Origin of the sequence: Glycomyces rhizosphaerae (genome assembly GCF_042647865.1) — a bacterium.
Classification (GTDB): Bacteria; Actinomycetota; Actinomycetes; order Mycobacteriales; family Micromonosporaceae; genus Glycomyces; species Glycomyces rhizosphaerae.
In genome coordinates this window covers 580,687-595,200 of record NZ_JBHRWO010000010.1, presented here as the reverse complement: position 1 = coordinate 595,200, position 14,514 = coordinate 580,687, and the positions used below count along the sequence as shown (strand labels likewise).

Annotated in this window: 20 protein-coding genes; all 20 read right to left on the bottom strand. The window is 64.4% G+C overall.

What is annotated here, in order from left to right; translation table 11 throughout:
- Nucleotides 1–55: 55 nt before the first annotated feature.
- The gene (locus ACFO8M_RS12540) at nt 56–1,066 is read right to left on the bottom strand and encodes a hypothetical protein (RefSeq protein WP_387975467.1); all 1,011 of its coding nucleotides are present in this window, start codon (nt 1,064–1,066) and stop codon (nt 56–58) included.
- 13 nt (nt 1,067–1,079) lie between these two features.
- Nucleotides 1,080–1,373 carry a hypothetical protein gene (locus ACFO8M_RS12535; RefSeq protein WP_387975464.1) on the bottom strand — a complete coding sequence of 98 codons (294 nt, stop codon included), beginning with the start codon at nt 1,371–1,373 and terminating at the stop codon, nt 1,080–1,082.
- A gap of 326 nt (nt 1,374–1,699) precedes the next feature.
- On the bottom strand, nt 1,700–3,439 hold the full coding sequence (locus tag ACFO8M_RS12530) for a hypothetical protein (RefSeq protein WP_387975461.1): 1,740 nt from the start codon (nt 3,437–3,439) through the stop codon (nt 1,700–1,702).
- On the bottom strand, nt 3,432–4,178 hold the full coding sequence (locus ACFO8M_RS12525; protein WP_387975458.1) for a hypothetical protein: 747 nt from the start codon (nt 4,176–4,178) through the stop codon (nt 3,432–3,434). Before ACFO8M_RS12525 ends, ACFO8M_RS12530 begins: the two co-directional genes overlap by 8 nt.
- Nucleotides 4,179–4,235: 57 nt before the next feature.
- The gene (locus ACFO8M_RS12520; protein ID WP_387975455.1) at nt 4,236–4,658 is read right to left on the bottom strand and encodes a hypothetical protein; all 423 of its coding nucleotides are present in this window, start codon (nt 4,656–4,658) and stop codon (nt 4,236–4,238) included.
- A gap of 187 nt (nt 4,659–4,845) precedes the next feature.
- A complete protein-coding gene (locus ACFO8M_RS12515; protein ID WP_387975452.1) occupies nt 4,846–5,496 on the bottom strand; it encodes a DinB family protein in 651 nt (216 codons plus the stop codon).
- Nucleotides 5,497–5,654: 158 nt separating this feature from the next.
- The gene (locus ACFO8M_RS12510; RefSeq protein ID WP_387975449.1) at nt 5,655–6,131 is read right to left on the bottom strand and encodes a hypothetical protein; all 477 of its coding nucleotides are present in this window, start codon (nt 6,129–6,131) and stop codon (nt 5,655–5,657) included.
- A gap of 64 nt (nt 6,132–6,195) precedes the next feature.
- Nucleotides 6,196–6,795, bottom strand: coding sequence for a hypothetical protein (locus ACFO8M_RS12505; RefSeq protein WP_387975446.1), 600 nt, complete (start codon nt 6,793–6,795; stop codon nt 6,196–6,198).
- A gap of 27 nt (nt 6,796–6,822) precedes the next feature.
- A complete protein-coding gene (locus tag ACFO8M_RS12500) occupies nt 6,823–7,341 on the bottom strand; it encodes an SUKH-4 family immunity protein (RefSeq protein WP_387975443.1) in 519 nt (172 codons plus the stop codon).
- A gap of 78 nt (nt 7,342–7,419) precedes the next feature.
- On the bottom strand, nt 7,420–7,929 hold the full coding sequence (locus ACFO8M_RS12495; RefSeq protein WP_387975440.1) for a hypothetical protein: 510 nt from the start codon (nt 7,927–7,929) through the stop codon (nt 7,420–7,422).
- Between the two features lies 1 nt (nt 7,930).
- The gene (locus ACFO8M_RS12490; RefSeq protein WP_387975438.1) at nt 7,931–8,539 is read right to left on the bottom strand and encodes a hypothetical protein; all 609 of its coding nucleotides are present in this window, start codon (nt 8,537–8,539) and stop codon (nt 7,931–7,933) included.
- On the bottom strand, nt 8,532–9,026 hold the full coding sequence (locus ACFO8M_RS12485) for a WXG100-like domain-containing protein (protein ID WP_387975435.1): 495 nt from the start codon (nt 9,024–9,026) through the stop codon (nt 8,532–8,534). Before ACFO8M_RS12485 ends, ACFO8M_RS12490 begins: the two co-directional genes overlap by 8 nt.
- A 33-nt stretch (nt 9,027–9,059) precedes the next feature.
- Nucleotides 9,060–9,386, bottom strand: coding sequence for a WXG100 family type VII secretion target (locus ACFO8M_RS12480; RefSeq protein WP_387975432.1), 327 nt, complete (start codon nt 9,384–9,386; stop codon nt 9,060–9,062).
- Nucleotides 9,387–9,388: 2 nt separating this feature from the next.
- Nucleotides 9,389–9,790: a hypothetical protein gene (locus ACFO8M_RS12475; protein ID WP_387975429.1), complete on the bottom strand. Its 402-nt coding sequence runs from the start codon at nt 9,788–9,790 to the stop codon at nt 9,389–9,391.
- 133 nt (nt 9,791–9,923) lie between these two features.
- Nucleotides 9,924–10,262, bottom strand: a complete 339-nt coding sequence (locus tag ACFO8M_RS12470; RefSeq protein WP_387975426.1) for a hypothetical protein — start codon at nt 10,260–10,262, stop codon at nt 9,924–9,926.
- 15 nt (nt 10,263–10,277) lie between these two features.
- Nucleotides 10,278–11,822, bottom strand: a complete 1,545-nt coding sequence (locus tag ACFO8M_RS12465; RefSeq protein WP_387975423.1) for a WXG100 family type VII secretion target — start codon at nt 11,820–11,822, stop codon at nt 10,278–10,280.
- A 108-nt stretch (nt 11,823–11,930) separates the two neighbouring features.
- Nucleotides 11,931–12,395, bottom strand: coding sequence for a hypothetical protein (locus ACFO8M_RS12460; protein ID WP_387975420.1), 465 nt, complete (start codon nt 12,393–12,395; stop codon nt 11,931–11,933).
- Nucleotides 12,396–12,442: 47 nt separating this feature from the next.
- Nucleotides 12,443–13,378 (bottom strand): PPE domain-containing protein, encoded by a 936-nt coding sequence (locus ACFO8M_RS12455; RefSeq protein WP_387975417.1) that lies wholly within the window; start codon nt 13,376–13,378, stop codon nt 12,443–12,445.
- Nucleotides 13,379–13,395: 17 nt separating this feature from the next.
- The gene (locus tag ACFO8M_RS12450; protein WP_387975415.1) at nt 13,396–13,698 is read right to left on the bottom strand and encodes a hypothetical protein; all 303 of its coding nucleotides are present in this window, start codon (nt 13,696–13,698) and stop codon (nt 13,396–13,398) included.
- Nucleotides 13,695–14,432: a hypothetical protein gene (locus ACFO8M_RS12445; RefSeq protein ID WP_387975412.1), complete on the bottom strand. Its 738-nt coding sequence runs from the start codon at nt 14,430–14,432 to the stop codon at nt 13,695–13,697. The genes ACFO8M_RS12450 and ACFO8M_RS12445 overlap by 4 nt, the downstream gene beginning before the upstream one ends.
- Nucleotides 14,433–14,514 lie beyond the last annotated feature (82 nt).

Sequence of the window (14,514 nt, the reverse complement as noted above, 5' to 3'; positions counted from 1 at the left end):
CGGGTCTTCTTCTTCGGTTTCGGACCGTACGGGTAATCCACCTACGCCTCCTCACTCATAGCGGCAGGTGCGGCTTCGGGACCTGGACGAGCTCGGCGATGAACGGCTCGAAGATCGTGAAGACGTCCTGGATGAGACCGAGCAGGGCGCCGAGCCCCTGGAAGATCTGGATGGCGCCCTGGATCATCTGGATCGTGTCGAGCACAAGCCCGGCGATCTTCGCGACGGTCATGGCGATGCAGACCGGCGCGGCGGCACCGAGCGTCGCGGCGGACAGTGCGAGCTGCGGAGCGATGTACTTGATGACCCACACGACGCCGTCCGCGATCTTCCCCTGCACATAGGTGCGGAGCGCCTTGGCGAGACCCGCCATCATGTGCAGCACCATCTCCATGCCGCCGGCGAGGTGCCCCATGACGTCGAGCATGAGGCCCAGCTCCATGACGCGGGCGCGCGCCGCCGAACCTGCTTCGCCCTCCCATTGAGCGAGTTCACCCTCGACCACCGTGATCATGTGGTCGGCGATCGGCGGCATGGCATTGCCGACCTCCTGCCACATGTTGGCCGAGACGTTCATGCGAGCTTCGTTGCCGGTGACCACACCGAGAATGTCCTCAAGCGGCTGGAAGGTCTGGACGAGGAAGTCGACGATAGTGCCCGCCAGCCACTTGAGCGGGTCGATCCCCACCACGCCTTTGGACTTGTGCAGGAAACTCTCGTACTTGCCCTTCTGCCGATCCGCTTCCAGGGAGACGTCCCTGGTGCGGTCGTTGATGGTGTTCCAGTCCATCTTCAGATCCGCGCCGAGTCCTTTGGCGCGGTCCATGAAGCTGCCCCGGCCCTCGCCTCCCGCGAGGTCGGACCGCATCTGGTTGAGCCCGCCCTTGAAGGTGTCCCGGTTTTCGAAGACCGAGGTCGCCATCTTGAAGGGGCTGCTCACCAAGCGCTGGTGGTCGAGCACGTTGAGGGCGCCGTTGCCGACGTCGGCGATATTCCCGTTGGAGTCGTGGCCGAACTCGCCTTGCTGCGGCGAATCGGAGAAGTCCTGCATTCCGTTGTCGCTCATCGGTTCGTCGTCCTCAGGTGGTGGTGATCATCGGGGGGTTCTGGGTGGCGTCCTTGTAGTCGCCGTAGGCGCCGGAGAGGTCGGTGAGCAGGGAGCCGAACTCCTCGCCGATGACCGAGTCGATCTCCACGTAGCCGTTGCAGCTGTCCTCCAGGCGCTGGCTCAGGCCCTCGATGGCTTGGCCGGTGTCAGAGAGCAGGCTCCGCCAGCCATCCGCCAGCGCGAAGTAGATCGGGGCGGTCACGACGCCGGGCAGGCCCCACATCCACCATTCCGGGTCGGCCTCGGTCGAATACTCGGACGCCATGTCGGCGTATGAAACCGCTTCGCGCAGTTTTGATGCTGCCGCAGTCAGATCATCGGGATTCACGTCGATCGAGGGCATTGCGGGACCTCCTGGGGTGCGATGGGCTACACCGCAATAGTACAAATCGTGCGCCAACGAATGCGCGGTAAACGGTGCGTGGTGTGGGAACAGGGACAGCCCCGTTTCGATGTGAGAGGTCAAGTCCCGCGTACCGGCATCGGAAGTCGAGAGGCCGGCCGGCGCGCATGAACCGGTCGCCTCTGACCGGCTTGGTGAAAGCCGAAGGGGCCGAAGGGATGTCTCCCATCGGCCCCGTTCAGGTCTCGCTATGCGTAGGGGTCGGACTCTTCGTTGCCGATGCCCCACACGTCGTCGTCCTCGGTCAGCCAGGTGCCGGACTCTTGGTCGCCCTCACCTTGCCCGCCCATGCCGCGGCCGCCACCGGCGCCGCCCATCATGCCGCCCATGGCACCACGACCGGCACCCATGCCCTTGCCCATGCCCTTGGCGCCGCCTCTGCCACCGGCTCCAGCGCCAGCACCGCGGCCGCCACCGGCGCCGCCCATCATGCCGCCCATACCGGCGCCCATGCCGCCACCGGGCATGCCGCCACCGGCGCCACCGCCGAGGCCGCCACCGGGCCCGCCGCCGGGCATCCCGCCGCCAGGACCGCCGCCCAAGCCACCGCCACTGAGCCCGCCGCCGCCTCCGGAGGCCAGACCACCGGAAGGAAGATCGGGGTCGGTCGTCGAGGGCTTCCAGGGGTCCGAGTCGCCGGTCCCCGGTAGGTCGCCGACCTTGCCCGGATTGGGTTCGTAGACACCGTCCTCGCCGAGACCGCCGCCGTCGATTTCACCCATCGGAGGGGTGTCCATCCCGGGGTAGTCACCGGGGCCACCCGGCATGCCGCCACTGGGCATCCCGCCGCCGCCGCCACCGCCTCCTCCGCCGCCACCAGGCGGCGTGAGGTTGTTCTGGTTGTTGGCGGCGCCTGTCGCCTGCTGCTGGGTGGTCGGGTCGTTGTGTCCGGAGTAGGCCGAGTTCGCGTTGTACTCGCGGGTGAGGATGTCGTTGTTGATGTCCTCCGAGGCCTGCACGTAGTCCGTATTGACCTGGCTCATGGCTTCTTCGTTCTCGAGCAGGTACCGGTCGCGCTGCTCGACGTACAGGTTCTCCCAATCGGTGGACTTGTACGGGTAAATGCCGGGGGTGCCGCCCTGCTGTACCCAGCGGTCAATCTCGTCGTTGTGCGCCTGGTTGGCCTGCTGTTGTGACCTTGTCGCTTCTTCGATCTGCGTGTTGTACTCCTCCATGGTTCCCTGGGGGAACCCGACCATCTGGAGGGCGTAATCGGGGGTGATGTGGTTGCATTCCCCTTCGCTCCACCACGGAGGACGGCAGTGTGCGTAGTCGTCTTTGAAGAGGCCTACGAACCAGTTCTGCTCCTTAGTCCACAGTTGTGGAGCGGGGAACGCAATAAGGCCCTCGGAACCGCCCTGGGCGTCCCAGATCTCTCGAGCCTCTTCCATGAGCATCACACTGATCGCGTCAGCGCTGTCGACGACTTCCTGGGCGATCTTGATCATGCCTTCGACGTTCTTCTCGAACGAGTCGAAGTCATCGCCGGTCCACTCCTCGGCAAGCTGACCCAGGTAGGTCCCGAGCAACCCGGGAAGCTCCTGAAGCTTGACTACAACATCGACGTTCCACGCTTCCGCGATTCCGTCAAGGGCATGGTCCGCACAGCCATCCGGACGGATGGACCTGATGATGCGATCAAGGTCGGCCTTCTTGGGCATCGCGTGGGAGAGGTCATTCTCCGGGTACAAGTTGCTGCCATCAGCATAGGCGCCGTATGGAACCGCAGACATCAGGTTCTGCCAGGCGGTCTCGACCTCGACGTTGTTCTTGAGGGGGCATCCGTCTTCACCGCATGCAGAGCTTGAGGACTGGGTGTTGACGCTTTGCAGTGCCTCTGTATCCCCGGCGTGCCCGAGCTTCTCGAGTGTGACGGGTTTGGTTTCAGCCTCGAATTGATCTTCGAATGTCGGTCCTCTGTCACTCACCGGAGCTCACTCCCGCTTCTTCCAGACGTTCCGCAACCGCGCTCTGCACACCCGGCAGAGTCACATCCAACAGGTGGTCCCTGGCCTCATCCACTGTGAAATCAGCCTGGGTTCCGTCGCCACCGGCAACGAGCTGGCTGCCAGTCTCGAGCAGTACGACGATCAGGTACGAGCCGTCTCGCACGATTGCCGTGAATGCATCACCGACGCCGTAGTCCCCCAGGAACAGGGTGCCCTCATCCCAACCGTCGATTGGAATCTCCGCCACTGTGTCGCCATAGAGTTCTTGAGAACTCGTGACCAGTTCGGCGTAGCGCGTGGCTGCTTCCTCTTCGGAAGGCTTCGGGACGAGCGAAAGGGTCACGAGCCCGTCGGCATTGCTCGACGCATATTCAGGATCCTCAGCCCAAACCACGGTATTTGAACACATTGCATGGTCCGGAAGAATGCCGCCACCAGTCGGCTTGCTCAGGAGGTCGCCGGCCGAGACGCTGTTGAGGGATTCGACCAGTTCGTTGTAGCTGTCACCGAGGACCTCGCAAGGGTCCCAGCTGCTGATCTCAGTGTCGATCGCGGCGGCGCCGGAGTCCCCTCCGCCGTCTGCCGAGGTCTCGGATCCATCGGCGTCGTTTCCGCCGGGCGGGGTGGCGCCATCGTCGCCGCCCGTGCCACAGGCACCGAACATCAACAAGGCCGCCACTGAAACCGCAGCGGTGCCGGTTGCTTTGCGGATCTTCATTCAGCGCTCCTTGAAATGATTCGATACTCGGGATTTGCTTCTATGGTCATGACAGGCCTACATCAGCGCGTTCGAGTAGTCTTCCGAGCTGGCGCTGCTGTCGCCGCCGCCGCTTTCCGCGGTATTGCCCGAGGTGCTGCTGCTCGAGGCGAACTCGTCGTACTGGGTCTTGAAGTCGTCGACGTTGTATTCCTCGGAGGTCTCGTGGCCTTCGAGCGCCGCGTTCAACGCCTGGATGGTTCCGAACAGCGACTGGCGCAGCGCCTGGATGTTCCCCCACGCTGTCTGGTGCGAAGTCGCATACGTCGATGCGGCGGTGGTGCCCTCGGCGGTGGACCCGAAGGCCGGAGCCTTCTTCAAGGCCCCATCCTTCATGGAAGAGACTGGGCCGCCCTCGGCCTCGATGACGTCCTCGAGCCAATACAGAAGGAAGTCTCTGTACCGGGCTACCGCGTCAGGGTCGAACTTGCGCTCTGCCATGGGGGTCCTCCGGGGGCGGGGCTTACGGATATCAGGTCAAATTCAGGTTAGCAAAGGCTCGCAACCCGTGCAGGTCTGGCAAACAGGAGCTAAACGCCAGCTCAGCTGCACGATGCGACAGGCCTTACTCGCCGCCGGCGGCCAGGCGGTCGAGGGCGCGACTCGCCTCCGCGTTGGCATCCTGCGATCACCCTTGCCCCACAGAGGAATTCAAACGGGCCCAGACCCGTTGCACGCCAGCCGAGACAAGATCTAAAGGCTTGATTGATGCCGCCGACCTGGCGGCGTGCTCGATCTTCGCGCGGTAGGCCGCACGGGCTTCCTCGTCGATCGGCTTCTCGTGTTCGGCGCGCAACCCGGTCCGGCCGTCGAGGCCCTCGCGCAGGATATCGGCGTGCCCGGCATGCCGGATGGACTCGCCGAGGACATGGACCATGATGAGGAACAGGTTCGTGTCGGCATACGGCTCCCGCCACCACGGCACGCGGCCGGGGGCGTCAATGGGCAGCTCGCTGATCGTCGCGTCCGAGTGTTCCCAAGTGCGCCGGTAGAACCCGATGATCTGATCGCGGGTCTCGTGCTCGGTCGCCCACTGATCGCTGCCGTCGGAGTCCTGCCACCGGGGCAGCGGTTCCGGGGAAGGGCGGCCAAAGACCTCACCGAAGTACCTGGCCTCAACAGTGGCCACGTGCTTTACCAGGCCTAGGAGATTGGTCCCGGTCGCCGTCAAAGGTCGGCGGGCATCGTACTCGGACAAACCGTCGAGCTTCCATAGCAGCGCCTGGCGGTCCTGACGAAGTCTCCCATGGAGGTTGTCCTTCGCGAGTTCATCGATCATGTGGCGAGAGCCTGCCATAGACCGCTCGCGGTCTCAAGATCCCGCACATGGTCCGCAATGACCGGCTGCCGCTGTCGGTAGTGAGGCTGCCTGGCCTGATCAGGGAACATCCCGACCTGGCCTATTGGCAACCCGGATACGAACGAGCTTGCAGAACCTCAGTCGGTGAGTTCGATGCCGAGGTCGTCGTCCACACCCAAGACGAAGCCTGCTTGAGGGTTGTACATCGTCAAGCCCAGGGGGTCCCCGAGCGCGTACACTTTCGCCACAGTGTTCGCGGGGAGGCTGTCGTCGAGTTGCAGGACCAAACCCTCCTGCGAATAGCACTCGGCCGCAGAGGTCGGGCCTGGGTCACTTTCGAATCCCGGACCACCGAACTCGATGTCAGAGAAGGCCGCATGAACGTCTGACGCGAAGGTTTGAAGCTTCGGGTCGAGTTCATTGAATGCAACCGGGGCCTGATCGCTCAACGCACGTTGATAACGCGCTTCGGCCGCATCCTTTTCCGAAAGACCGACTTCGCTCCAGAACAACAATCTACGCATGACATCCATTCCAGCAAGCCGTGTATTCGAGACCGAGCGCCACATTCTCATGTCTTGAACGCCTTCGAGGAGTCCGTCGCCAGTCGTCATGGAGTTTCCACGCTGGCGAGGGCGTCACGTAGTTCTCCGACGAACGGACTCGGTGGAGCGTGACCTACAGCAATGCCCCGCGCTCCAGCAGGGTTCGCCAGGTATCCACATACCGGCCCTTGCGGTCCCGGCAGTCGTACAGCTCCCGGCCGATCACGACCTCCATCAGCTCCGGATACCTTGGCCCGAGCACGAATTCGTCAAAGAACTCGATGACACAGGCGTCGAACTCCCAGGTTTCGACTTGGTCGGGGTTCGCATAGCAGAAGGCGTAGTCGTCGCCGTTGAGATAGTAGACGCCGCCGTCTTCACGGTCGACCCGTATCACGGGCTCGCCAAGGAAATAGGGAATGTCATCCGGCATGCCCAGCTGCTGGTACCCGATGTCGAAGGGCTTGCCGAGCGGGCAGTCGGGATCCTCGTCGCGTTCCGCCCATGCCTCCGCGCTCGTGATCGACTCCGGCCGCACGAAGCGGAGGCAACTGCCTTGGAGCAGGCGGATCAAGCTGAAGACCGCCGTGAGGTCATCGAACACGCCGTCGATCGGGACGAGCGGCTCACCACCCGCCACGATCACGTCGAGAGCCTGAGCTTCCTCAAGGCCGCGAAGATGTTTGAACTTCCGGCGGATGGCGTCGAGCCGGTCGGGTCGTTCCCTGCTCATCACACCACCCTGATGATCACCGGTGTGTCAAGACATCAACTGGTTGAAGACCATGGGCCACCAGGCATCCTCGTCAAACGCGTTGGGGTCAATCGAGCGGAGCGCCTCCCTCAGTTCCGCGCCTTTCTCAGTACGACCAGGCTTGCCTTGGTCCACCTCGACGAACTGAGCGAAGCGATAGAGGAACTCCACGAAGAGCCGGTAATTGGTATTCACGCCCTGGATGTCGTAGTCCACCATGTCGAAGAGAATGACGTCGCCGGTGTTCGGATCCATCGCGTACATCAAGTCAGGGTCTGTGGCGACCACCCCGAGCGCGATGAGCCGTGCATCGAGCTTGCCGTTCTCTGTGGAGAGTTGAATCGTGTCGAACAAGCGGATCTGACCGCTCATGTCCGCGGTGTAGACCACGGCGACATCTGTCGGCACCTCGTCTCCAGGCGGAAGGCTACCGGTCGGCATTCCGTTCGAGATCCACTGGTCGCGAGGGTAGGGCACCATCTCCCCCTCGTCCCAGAATGAGCGGAAGCGCTGATCAGCGGTCATACTGCGCCTTTCTTACCGACGAAACAGGTGCACTCTGCAGGTGGGCCGAGTATTCCAGAGCTGCCGGGGAGACCATGTTTAGGAAATTCTCGAAAGCAGTTCACGCCACCCGTCCCGCTCTTCGGGATCAGGTGAGACAGCGAGGATGTCGTCGATCAGCTCGGGATATCCGGCGCCGAAAATGTAGCGATCGAAGAATCGCGTCGGTCCCTGGACCGTGAAGACAGGTTCCGGCTCGTCGTCTTCATCCCACATCTCCGGCGTTTCGAGATCGGTCGCGTCCCAGATCGAGACCTCCAGCGATTTCACCTCGACAGAAACGATGTAGCTGAAGGCGATGAGGCCGAGACTGACCTCGGTGGGTGGATCCACCTCACGGCGGCCCTTGACGACTTGCCTGTCGTAGGAATAGAACTCGAGAAGGTCGGTCTTGAGTCCGTCGAACAGGCCGCCCAACGACTTGAGTTCGCTGGGATACCAGGGCAAGGTGTCCCCCTCACGCGGGTCACCCACTTCGTGTCCCCAGCTCAGTCGATCCTGCGGGTCCAGATGGTCGCGGCACCATCGGATACGTTCTGCCAGTTCCAAATCAATCCACCACCCTGATGATTACCGGCGTCCCGTAATCAACGCCGGCATCGTCCATGGCTCGCTTCAAATCGAGTCCGATCTTCCGCTGAGTATAGGAGTCTTCCCAGCGGAGGTTCGAACGGTCATCCGCGCCTCCCAGCTGGAGTTCATGGATATGGTCGGGATCCTGCATCTGACCTTTGCGGGTGACCTGGCCGTCGTTCTTGGTATCCCATGTCTCGTAAGGCCGCTTCGCCGCCTTTTGAGCAGCACTATCGCCTTCATGCTGGGACGTCACTTCTTTGATCTTCTTATGCCGTACGTCTCTGGTGATACTTCCATCGCGGTTTCTCACCCACTCGCCCTCGGAATGCTTCTTCGGCACCTTGTGGCGGACCAGCTTGCCTTCTTGGCCGAGCTTCTCGAGCGCCCTGGCCTTCCTGTCGAAGGTCCGCTTTGACATTCCTCGCGTGCGGCGCAGTTCAATGACGACTGGTGCCTGGCCGTTGTTCGGAGCGCCTCCCTTGGCGGTCCGAAACGCCTTGACATCGTCGAGAGTCGCTGCGACGACGCGGGCGCAGCGCTGGTTGTAAGCAGCGCGGTTGCGAGCTCTTCTCCCCCTAGCCATTCAGCACCATGTCAATCGCCATGCCGATCAGTTGATCGACGATGATGCCGGTGATGATCTTGAAAATCGGGATCTGGGCGAGCGAGGCGCCGAAGGTGACCGCCGCCGTCGCGATCGCCTGGGCGATCTGGAAGGCGAGCATCACCAGTTGGACGATCACCTGGACCTTAAGGGCCAGAACCACGCCAGCAGCGATGGTCAGGCCGATGTTGATGAGGTTGGTCGGGTCGGCTGCGTCCGCGATGTTCCGCACTGCGGACTCGGCGTCGTCCCACTCGTCCTTGAAGGCGTCGATCTCCTTGCCGAGGTTGTTCTCGAGGAGCGTAGATGCGGCCGAGTTCAGAGACTCGACCCTTCCGGAGATCTGGTCGGCCATGCCGGTCCATTCTCCCGCAAGGTTGAAGATCGATTCCTCGTCCGATTCAGGAAAGTCGTAGCCGAGCATGCTCAGCAGGCCGGTGAGTTCGGAGGGCAGCTGCAAGCCCATGGGGTGGTATCTCCTCGAGGGTGGGAGTACAGGTCAGGTGCCGAGTTCGCCGAGAAGCTCGTTGAAGATCTGCGCGGTCTCATCGTCCGTGGCCTGGTGGTTGTCGGCCATCTCTCTCAAGCACTGCGCATAGTCAGTCAGCTCCTCGATGTTGGTGGAGAAGCACTCGTTCACGGCATCGGTGCAGGCTTGGTGAGCCATGCCGACCAGCATGCCGATCTCGTCGCCACCGAAGGCGTCGGCGAACTGCTCTAGGGCGCCGGTGAACTGGTCGAGGAGGCCTTGGACTTCATCTTTGGCGGCGTCGAGTTGGTCGGCCGCTTGGCGCATGGAGTCGGGGTCGATGTCGAAGCTCGGCACGGCTACTTGCCTCCGTGGATCTTTGCCATGACCTCGCTGATCGAGGCGCTCATGGCCTGGAACTGGCGGAGGGAGCGGTCTTGGATCTCGGCGACCGACTCGTTGATGGCTTCGAGATCCGGGACGGGTTCGTCGGTGCCCAAGGCCTCGGCGCGTTCGTCCAAGGCGGCGTTGACCATGCGTTTGATCTCGTCAAAGAGGACTTCAGAGCCGATGCGCATGATGCGGGGATCGAACTCGAACTTGTCCACGCGGCCCTCGACGCTGAGTGTGAGGCGGAGGAGGCCCTCGACGCCTTCCACAATCACCGGTTCGACCTGGTTGGCCTCAGGGGACTTGACTGCCGTGCTCAATGTCGCGCGGGCGTCGGCAAGTTGCTGAGCGATCGCGTCCTCTCCGAACATCTGATCTCCAGTCGCTTTGGGCCATCTGAGGATCACTCATCATATACCGGCACGGCAAATGTCAGGGTTCGGCGATACCTTCAGCCCCAAGGGGACTCATCGGCACCGCACGGCACCCTGGACTGCGGATGCATCAGGCGTAGAGGTCGTCGCCTTGGGCGAGGCGGTTCATGTCGGTGGCGACTTGCTGGTCGACGATGCCGCCGTTGTCGATGGCCGCTTGGAGGCCGGACATCATGCCGTGGAGGGTGCCGCGGAGGTATTGGAGGTTGCGCCAGGTGGTGGCGTGGAAATCGGCGTATTCAGCGGCGGCGTTCTCGGCCGCGCCGGGGGCGGTGCCGAAGGCGGGGGCCTTCTTCAGGTCGCCCTCGCTGAGGGACGGGATGATGTCGTTCTCCAGCTCAGCAAGCAGATCGCCGAGGAACTGCTTGTAGCGCTCGAGTGCAGTCGGGTCGAATGCGCGCGTGGCCATGCTGGGGTTCCTTCTCTACGCGTAGGGGTCGTCGTCCTCGTTGACGAAGCCCCACATGTTCTCGTCCTCGACCAGGTCGACATCGGCTTCGCGTTCCTTGTCGTCCATGCCCATGCCTCGCCCGCCGCCGGCTCCGCCGCCGCTCATCATGGACGTCGAGCCGCGGGAGCCTTGTGCGGCAGCCGCACCGGCTGCGGCGGCGCCGGTGGCCGCGGCTCCCATGCCGCTCCCCATGCTCGGTGCCGAGGCCGAAGCGGTGGTCGCCGGGGCGGCGCCGAAGCTGCTGCCGCCGATTCCCGTGTCGCCCATGCCGGATCCGCCGCTGGCGAGGCCGCCGCTGGGCGCGTCCTCGTCGTCCTCTTGGGCGGGGTCGGCGGGCTTGTCGGGTTCGGGATTCTCGCTGACGGGCGGTTCGAGGGAAGGGTCTTCGCTGGCCATCGGCTGCGCAGTCCCGGTGGGCTGCTCCATCGCCGGGGATTCCAGGCTCATGTACGCGGGATCGGCGGAGGCCGGGTACTCCTTGTCGCTGCGCACGGTGCGCACCGAGCGCTCCTCGCCGTCGGTGTCGGCGCTGCGCTGTTCGATGTCCTCATTGGTCTCCGCCTGCCGGGCATCGTAAGCGCCCCAGCTTGAGTCGACGAGGGTCCCGTAGTGCTCCATCGCGTCGGCGACGGCGAGTTCCTTGGCCTCCACGACAGTGAGGCCCTTCGCGGGGTCGAGGCCGTCGCGTTCGATGTTGACGGGGCTGGCGTAGTAGTCGATGTAGTGGAGGATCCGCTCGTCGATGTAGTCGATGATCTCGGTGGCGAGTTCGGGTTCGGCCCCGCTCAGGGCGAGCACGTGTTCGGCGTCCTGGCAGGTGTACTCGATGCAGTCGCCGTGCCACCAGGCGGGCCTGATGTGGACGGACACCCAGCTGTGCCAGTCGCCGTCGATCCAGAACTGCGGTGCGGGGTAAGGGATCTCGCCCGAGGTGCCGCCTTGGATCGAGTAGAGGGCCTCTTCGGTGGCCTGCAGGTTCGCGACGGTGGCGTCGACGTCGTCGATGATGTCGTCGACGAGTTCGCGCGTCTGCGCGCAGGTCGCTTCGAAGGCTTCGAAGTCGGTGCCGGACCAGCCTTCGGCCAGCTCGTTCAGGTTCGACTTGATCTGCTCGGACCAGTCGGCGAGGCGGCCGGACACGTCCTCGGTCCAGGCGTTGCGCAGCCGCTCGATGGAGTGCGCGTCCGCCTGCTCGGGCCGGACGGCCGCGACGGCGGTCCGGAAGTCGGCCTCGGTCGGGAACGCCATGCCGGATGCTTTGGGGCGCAAGCGGAAGAGCTGGCGCTCGACGGGGACGGCGGAGACGAGCTGCTGCCAGCCGGCCTCGGCGGGGTGCTCGGTCGGGTTGGCGCAGTTGGCGTTCGAGCAGGCCGGGCGACCGACCGGGACGAAGACCTCCGCGGGCGGCGGGGGCGCGATAGGCACGTCGCCGGCGGGGGGAGGCGGCGCTGCGGGGGAGCCGAACGCGGGTGCTGAGAGTGCAGGGTCGGCGGGGTCGAGACCCTGGTAATCGCTCATCGATACGCACCTCGGGGACGAGAGGGTGGCCGGTTCCGTTCACGGTAGCAACAGGACGCCATTGACGGAACCCTCGAACTCCCGAAGCGTCGACCTCGCCGCTGGCGTCTACTCGTCGGCGGGGCGGTGGGACGAGGGTCGGATCGTCTGCTTGAGCTTCTGCCACAGGGGCTTCCGGACGAACCAGAAGCCCACCCAGACGGGCACGACGAAGATGACCGTCACGATCACCGGGGCGAGGTGCTCCCCGGTGCCGGTTCCGGCCGTCCAGGCCGTCGGCCGCCCCCACCAGTCGGGATGGAATGCAGCGGGTTCGACGAGGATCGCTTGAAGTCGCAGGCCCTCCTCACAGCGGCCCTTGACCGCGATGTCGACCTCGATGGACGGGCCACCGCCGTCGGGAAGGAATGCGCCCATGCAGGTCTCGTCCCCGCTGCCGGACACGAAGGCGCGCTCGACGACGGCGACGCCGGGAGTCCCGCCCCCGTCCATTGCGGCGCGGAACTCCAGGAACCGCATGAGGTTCACGCCCAATACCAGGAGGGGCAGCAGTGCCAGCGCCGCCAGGACCAAACCGGGCGGTATCCTTCGCCGCGCGGGCGGCCGGGAACCGCCGCGGCTCACTTCCATTGGATCTCTTCGGGGTTGGTGAGTTCCTCGGGCGCGTGGTCCTGCCACAGGTTGGAGAGGCTGTCGGCGATGCCGAGGCCTGCGCCGCCGCCTTGGAAGCCGCTCTTCCATTCGCCGTCGCCCTGGTATGTCGGGAAGATGCCGGACACCGCCTGGATGGTGTTCTCCGGGTTGATGCCCGAGGCGTACTTTCCGGCGGGCATGGTGACCTTGCGGATCCAGTAGGTGGCGAAGCCTTCCAGCATGTTCGCGACGGAGGCCCCGGCGATCTCGAGCGGGTTCGCCTTGTTGCCGGCGCCGGCCTGGAATCCCCAGGTGAAGGCGGTCAGGGTTCCGGTCAGCGCCGTGCACGCGATCATGATCGGTTTCAATGCCGCTTCGAAGGTCTCCGCGGTGGCGAGGAGCCCTGCGGCCGTTGCCAGCGCGGCGGCCCGGGCGGCGGGTTCGCCGACTCCGGTCCAGCAGGTGGCCAGGTAGGAGGCAAGGCAGCAGGCCATGATCACGGTGCAGTAGACAAGGAATCCCCAGTAGACGGTCAAGGCGATGCCCAGAAGGATGAGCTGCGCGCCGATGAGGAACGCGGTCACGGCCAACTCCTTCAGCTGCGCGTTGACACCGCTGGCGGAGGACTTGAACGCCTCGGAGTCGTCGCCCGACCAGTTCTCGTCGGTGATGGTGTCGACCTCGGCGGTCAGGTTCTCGGACGCCTCCCAGTTCTTCTCTCCCAGTCGGATCCAAGCGCCTGCCGCCTTGAACATGTCGCCTGGGTTGCACTGGTTCATGTAGATCTTGACGGCGAGCATCTGCGCCGACAGGCCGAATACCAATGCAGGGGGCGCGATCGCGATCGCGCAGGACTTGATGACGCCGTTGTAATACGGCGACATGGCCGCGCCGGTGCTGTAGACGGATTCCCCCATGGACATGGCGACCTCTTCTTCCTTTAGTTTCCGCCGAACTCGGACGCGCAGGCCTCATCGGCGGCCTGCATGTCCTGGACGCAGCCGTCCAGCGCGGTGCGCATCTCCCGGAAGCATTCGGCGGCACCGGACATGCACTCGGTGACCGTCGCGGTCGCCACGGTGTAGGCGGCGGCCATCGGGAGCATCACGGTGGTGTAGAGGCTGCGGTCGATCGAGCTGAGGTCGGGGAGGACCTCGTTGGTGCTCTCCAGGACGGGGAGCACGTTCGCGTCGATGTTCGCGGCCATCTGCGAGACGAACTCGCAGTCGAAGTTCCGGGTCATGCCCTGCCAGCCTTTCGTTTCATCGCTTCGGTCATCTGCGTCGCCTCGCCGATAACGCTCATGCCGCGCTGTTCAGCCGTCTTCGCCTGCTCGGGCGCGTCGTCCACGGCCCGCGTGATCGCTTCGGGGAGCGCTTCGCGGGTCTTCGCCTGGGCGAGTTTCTCCAGGGCGGCACGGGCTTCTGCCACGAGACTAGTAAGGCGCTGCCCGAGTCCCTCTACTCCGCGATTGCGGGCCTCGGGCCCGATCCAGACGCCGGCGACGATCCGGTCGGAGCTCGCGGTGACGCTGATGTCGCCTTCGTCGGTGTAGATCTCGGCTGTGAGTACTTCTCGCGTGGCCTCGGAGCGCCTGGTACTGGAGTCGCGCATCGACTTGAGGATGCCTTCGAGGCCCACGGCGATGGTCCGGTCGAATTCGGGATCGCGGCTCAGGGTCGGCGCGGCGCCTTGGATGCCGAGCCGTGCCCGCATGCTGGCGGCGAACGCCTCGTAGCCGCCGGAGGCGGCCGCCTGCTGGAGCTGGCCGATCGCGGCGATGCCCCCCGCGAGGGCATCGTCTGCGTCCGCCCCGGGGCGGGGCAGTCTCCCCACGAGTTCGGTGACCAGGTTGCCGATCACGCTCATGGGCTGGCGGAACCCGACCGGCGATACCTCGACGACCACCTGTTCGCCTTCGAGCCGAACCGTCACATAGTCGTCGAGGTCGGAGACGGTCAGGTCGGCGTCGTTCATGGGTGCGGCTCACTTCGACGGGGTCGGTCGGCGATGGCGGGTCGTCGTACAAACAGTAGCGTCACCGGCCTTTTCGGGCCAC

Coding starts and splice junctions, on each gene's coding strand:
- ACFO8M_RS12540 (WP_387975467.1), bottom strand. CDS start 1,066: ATGAGCGACAACGGAATGCAGGACTTCTCCGATTCGCCGCAGCAAGGC.
- ACFO8M_RS12535 (WP_387975464.1), bottom strand. CDS start 1,373: ATGGCGTCCGAGTATTCGACCGAGGCCGACCCGGAATGGTGGATGTGG.
- ACFO8M_RS12525 (WP_387975458.1), bottom strand. CDS start 4,178: ATGAAGATCCGCAAAGCAACCGGCACCGCTGCGGTTTCAGTGGCGGCC.
- ACFO8M_RS12520 (WP_387975455.1), bottom strand. CDS start 4,658: ATGGCAGAGCGCAAGTTCGACCCTGACGCGGTAGCCCGGTACAGAGAC.
- ACFO8M_RS12515 (WP_387975452.1), bottom strand. CDS start 5,496: ATGATCGATGAACTCGCGAAGGACAACCTCCATGGGAGACTTCGTCAG.
- ACFO8M_RS12510 (WP_387975449.1), bottom strand. CDS start 6,131: ATGACGACTGGCGACGGACTCCTCGAAGGCGTTCAAGACATGAGAATG.
- ACFO8M_RS12505 (WP_387975446.1), bottom strand. CDS start 6,795: ATGAGCAGGGAACGACCCGACCGGCTCGACGCCATCCGCCGGAAGTTC.
- ACFO8M_RS12500 (WP_387975443.1), bottom strand. CDS start 7,341: ATGACCGCTGATCAGCGCTTCCGCTCATTCTGGGACGAGGGGGAGATG.
- ACFO8M_RS12490 (WP_387975438.1), bottom strand. CDS start 8,539: ATGGCTAGGGGGAGAAGAGCTCGCAACCGCGCTGCTTACAACCAGCGC.
- ACFO8M_RS12485 (WP_387975435.1), bottom strand. CDS start 9,026: ATGGGCTTGCAGCTGCCCTCCGAACTCACCGGCCTGCTGAGCATGCTC.
- ACFO8M_RS12475 (WP_387975429.1), bottom strand. CDS start 9,790: ATGTTCGGAGAGGACGCGATCGCTCAGCAACTTGCCGACGCCCGCGCG.
- ACFO8M_RS12470 (WP_387975426.1), bottom strand. CDS start 10,262: ATGGCCACGCGCGCATTCGACCCGACTGCACTCGAGCGCTACAAGCAG.
- ACFO8M_RS12465 (WP_387975423.1), bottom strand. CDS start 11,822: ATGAGCGATTACCAGGGTCTCGACCCCGCCGACCCTGCACTCTCAGCA.
- ACFO8M_RS12455 (WP_387975417.1), bottom strand. CDS start 13,378: ATGTCCATGGGGGAATCCGTCTACAGCACCGGCGCGGCCATGTCGCCG.
- ACFO8M_RS12450 (WP_387975415.1), bottom strand. CDS start 13,698: ATGACCCGGAACTTCGACTGCGAGTTCGTCTCGCAGATGGCCGCGAAC.
- ACFO8M_RS12445 (WP_387975412.1), bottom strand. CDS start 14,432: ATGAACGACGCCGACCTGACCGTCTCCGACCTCGACGACTATGTGACG.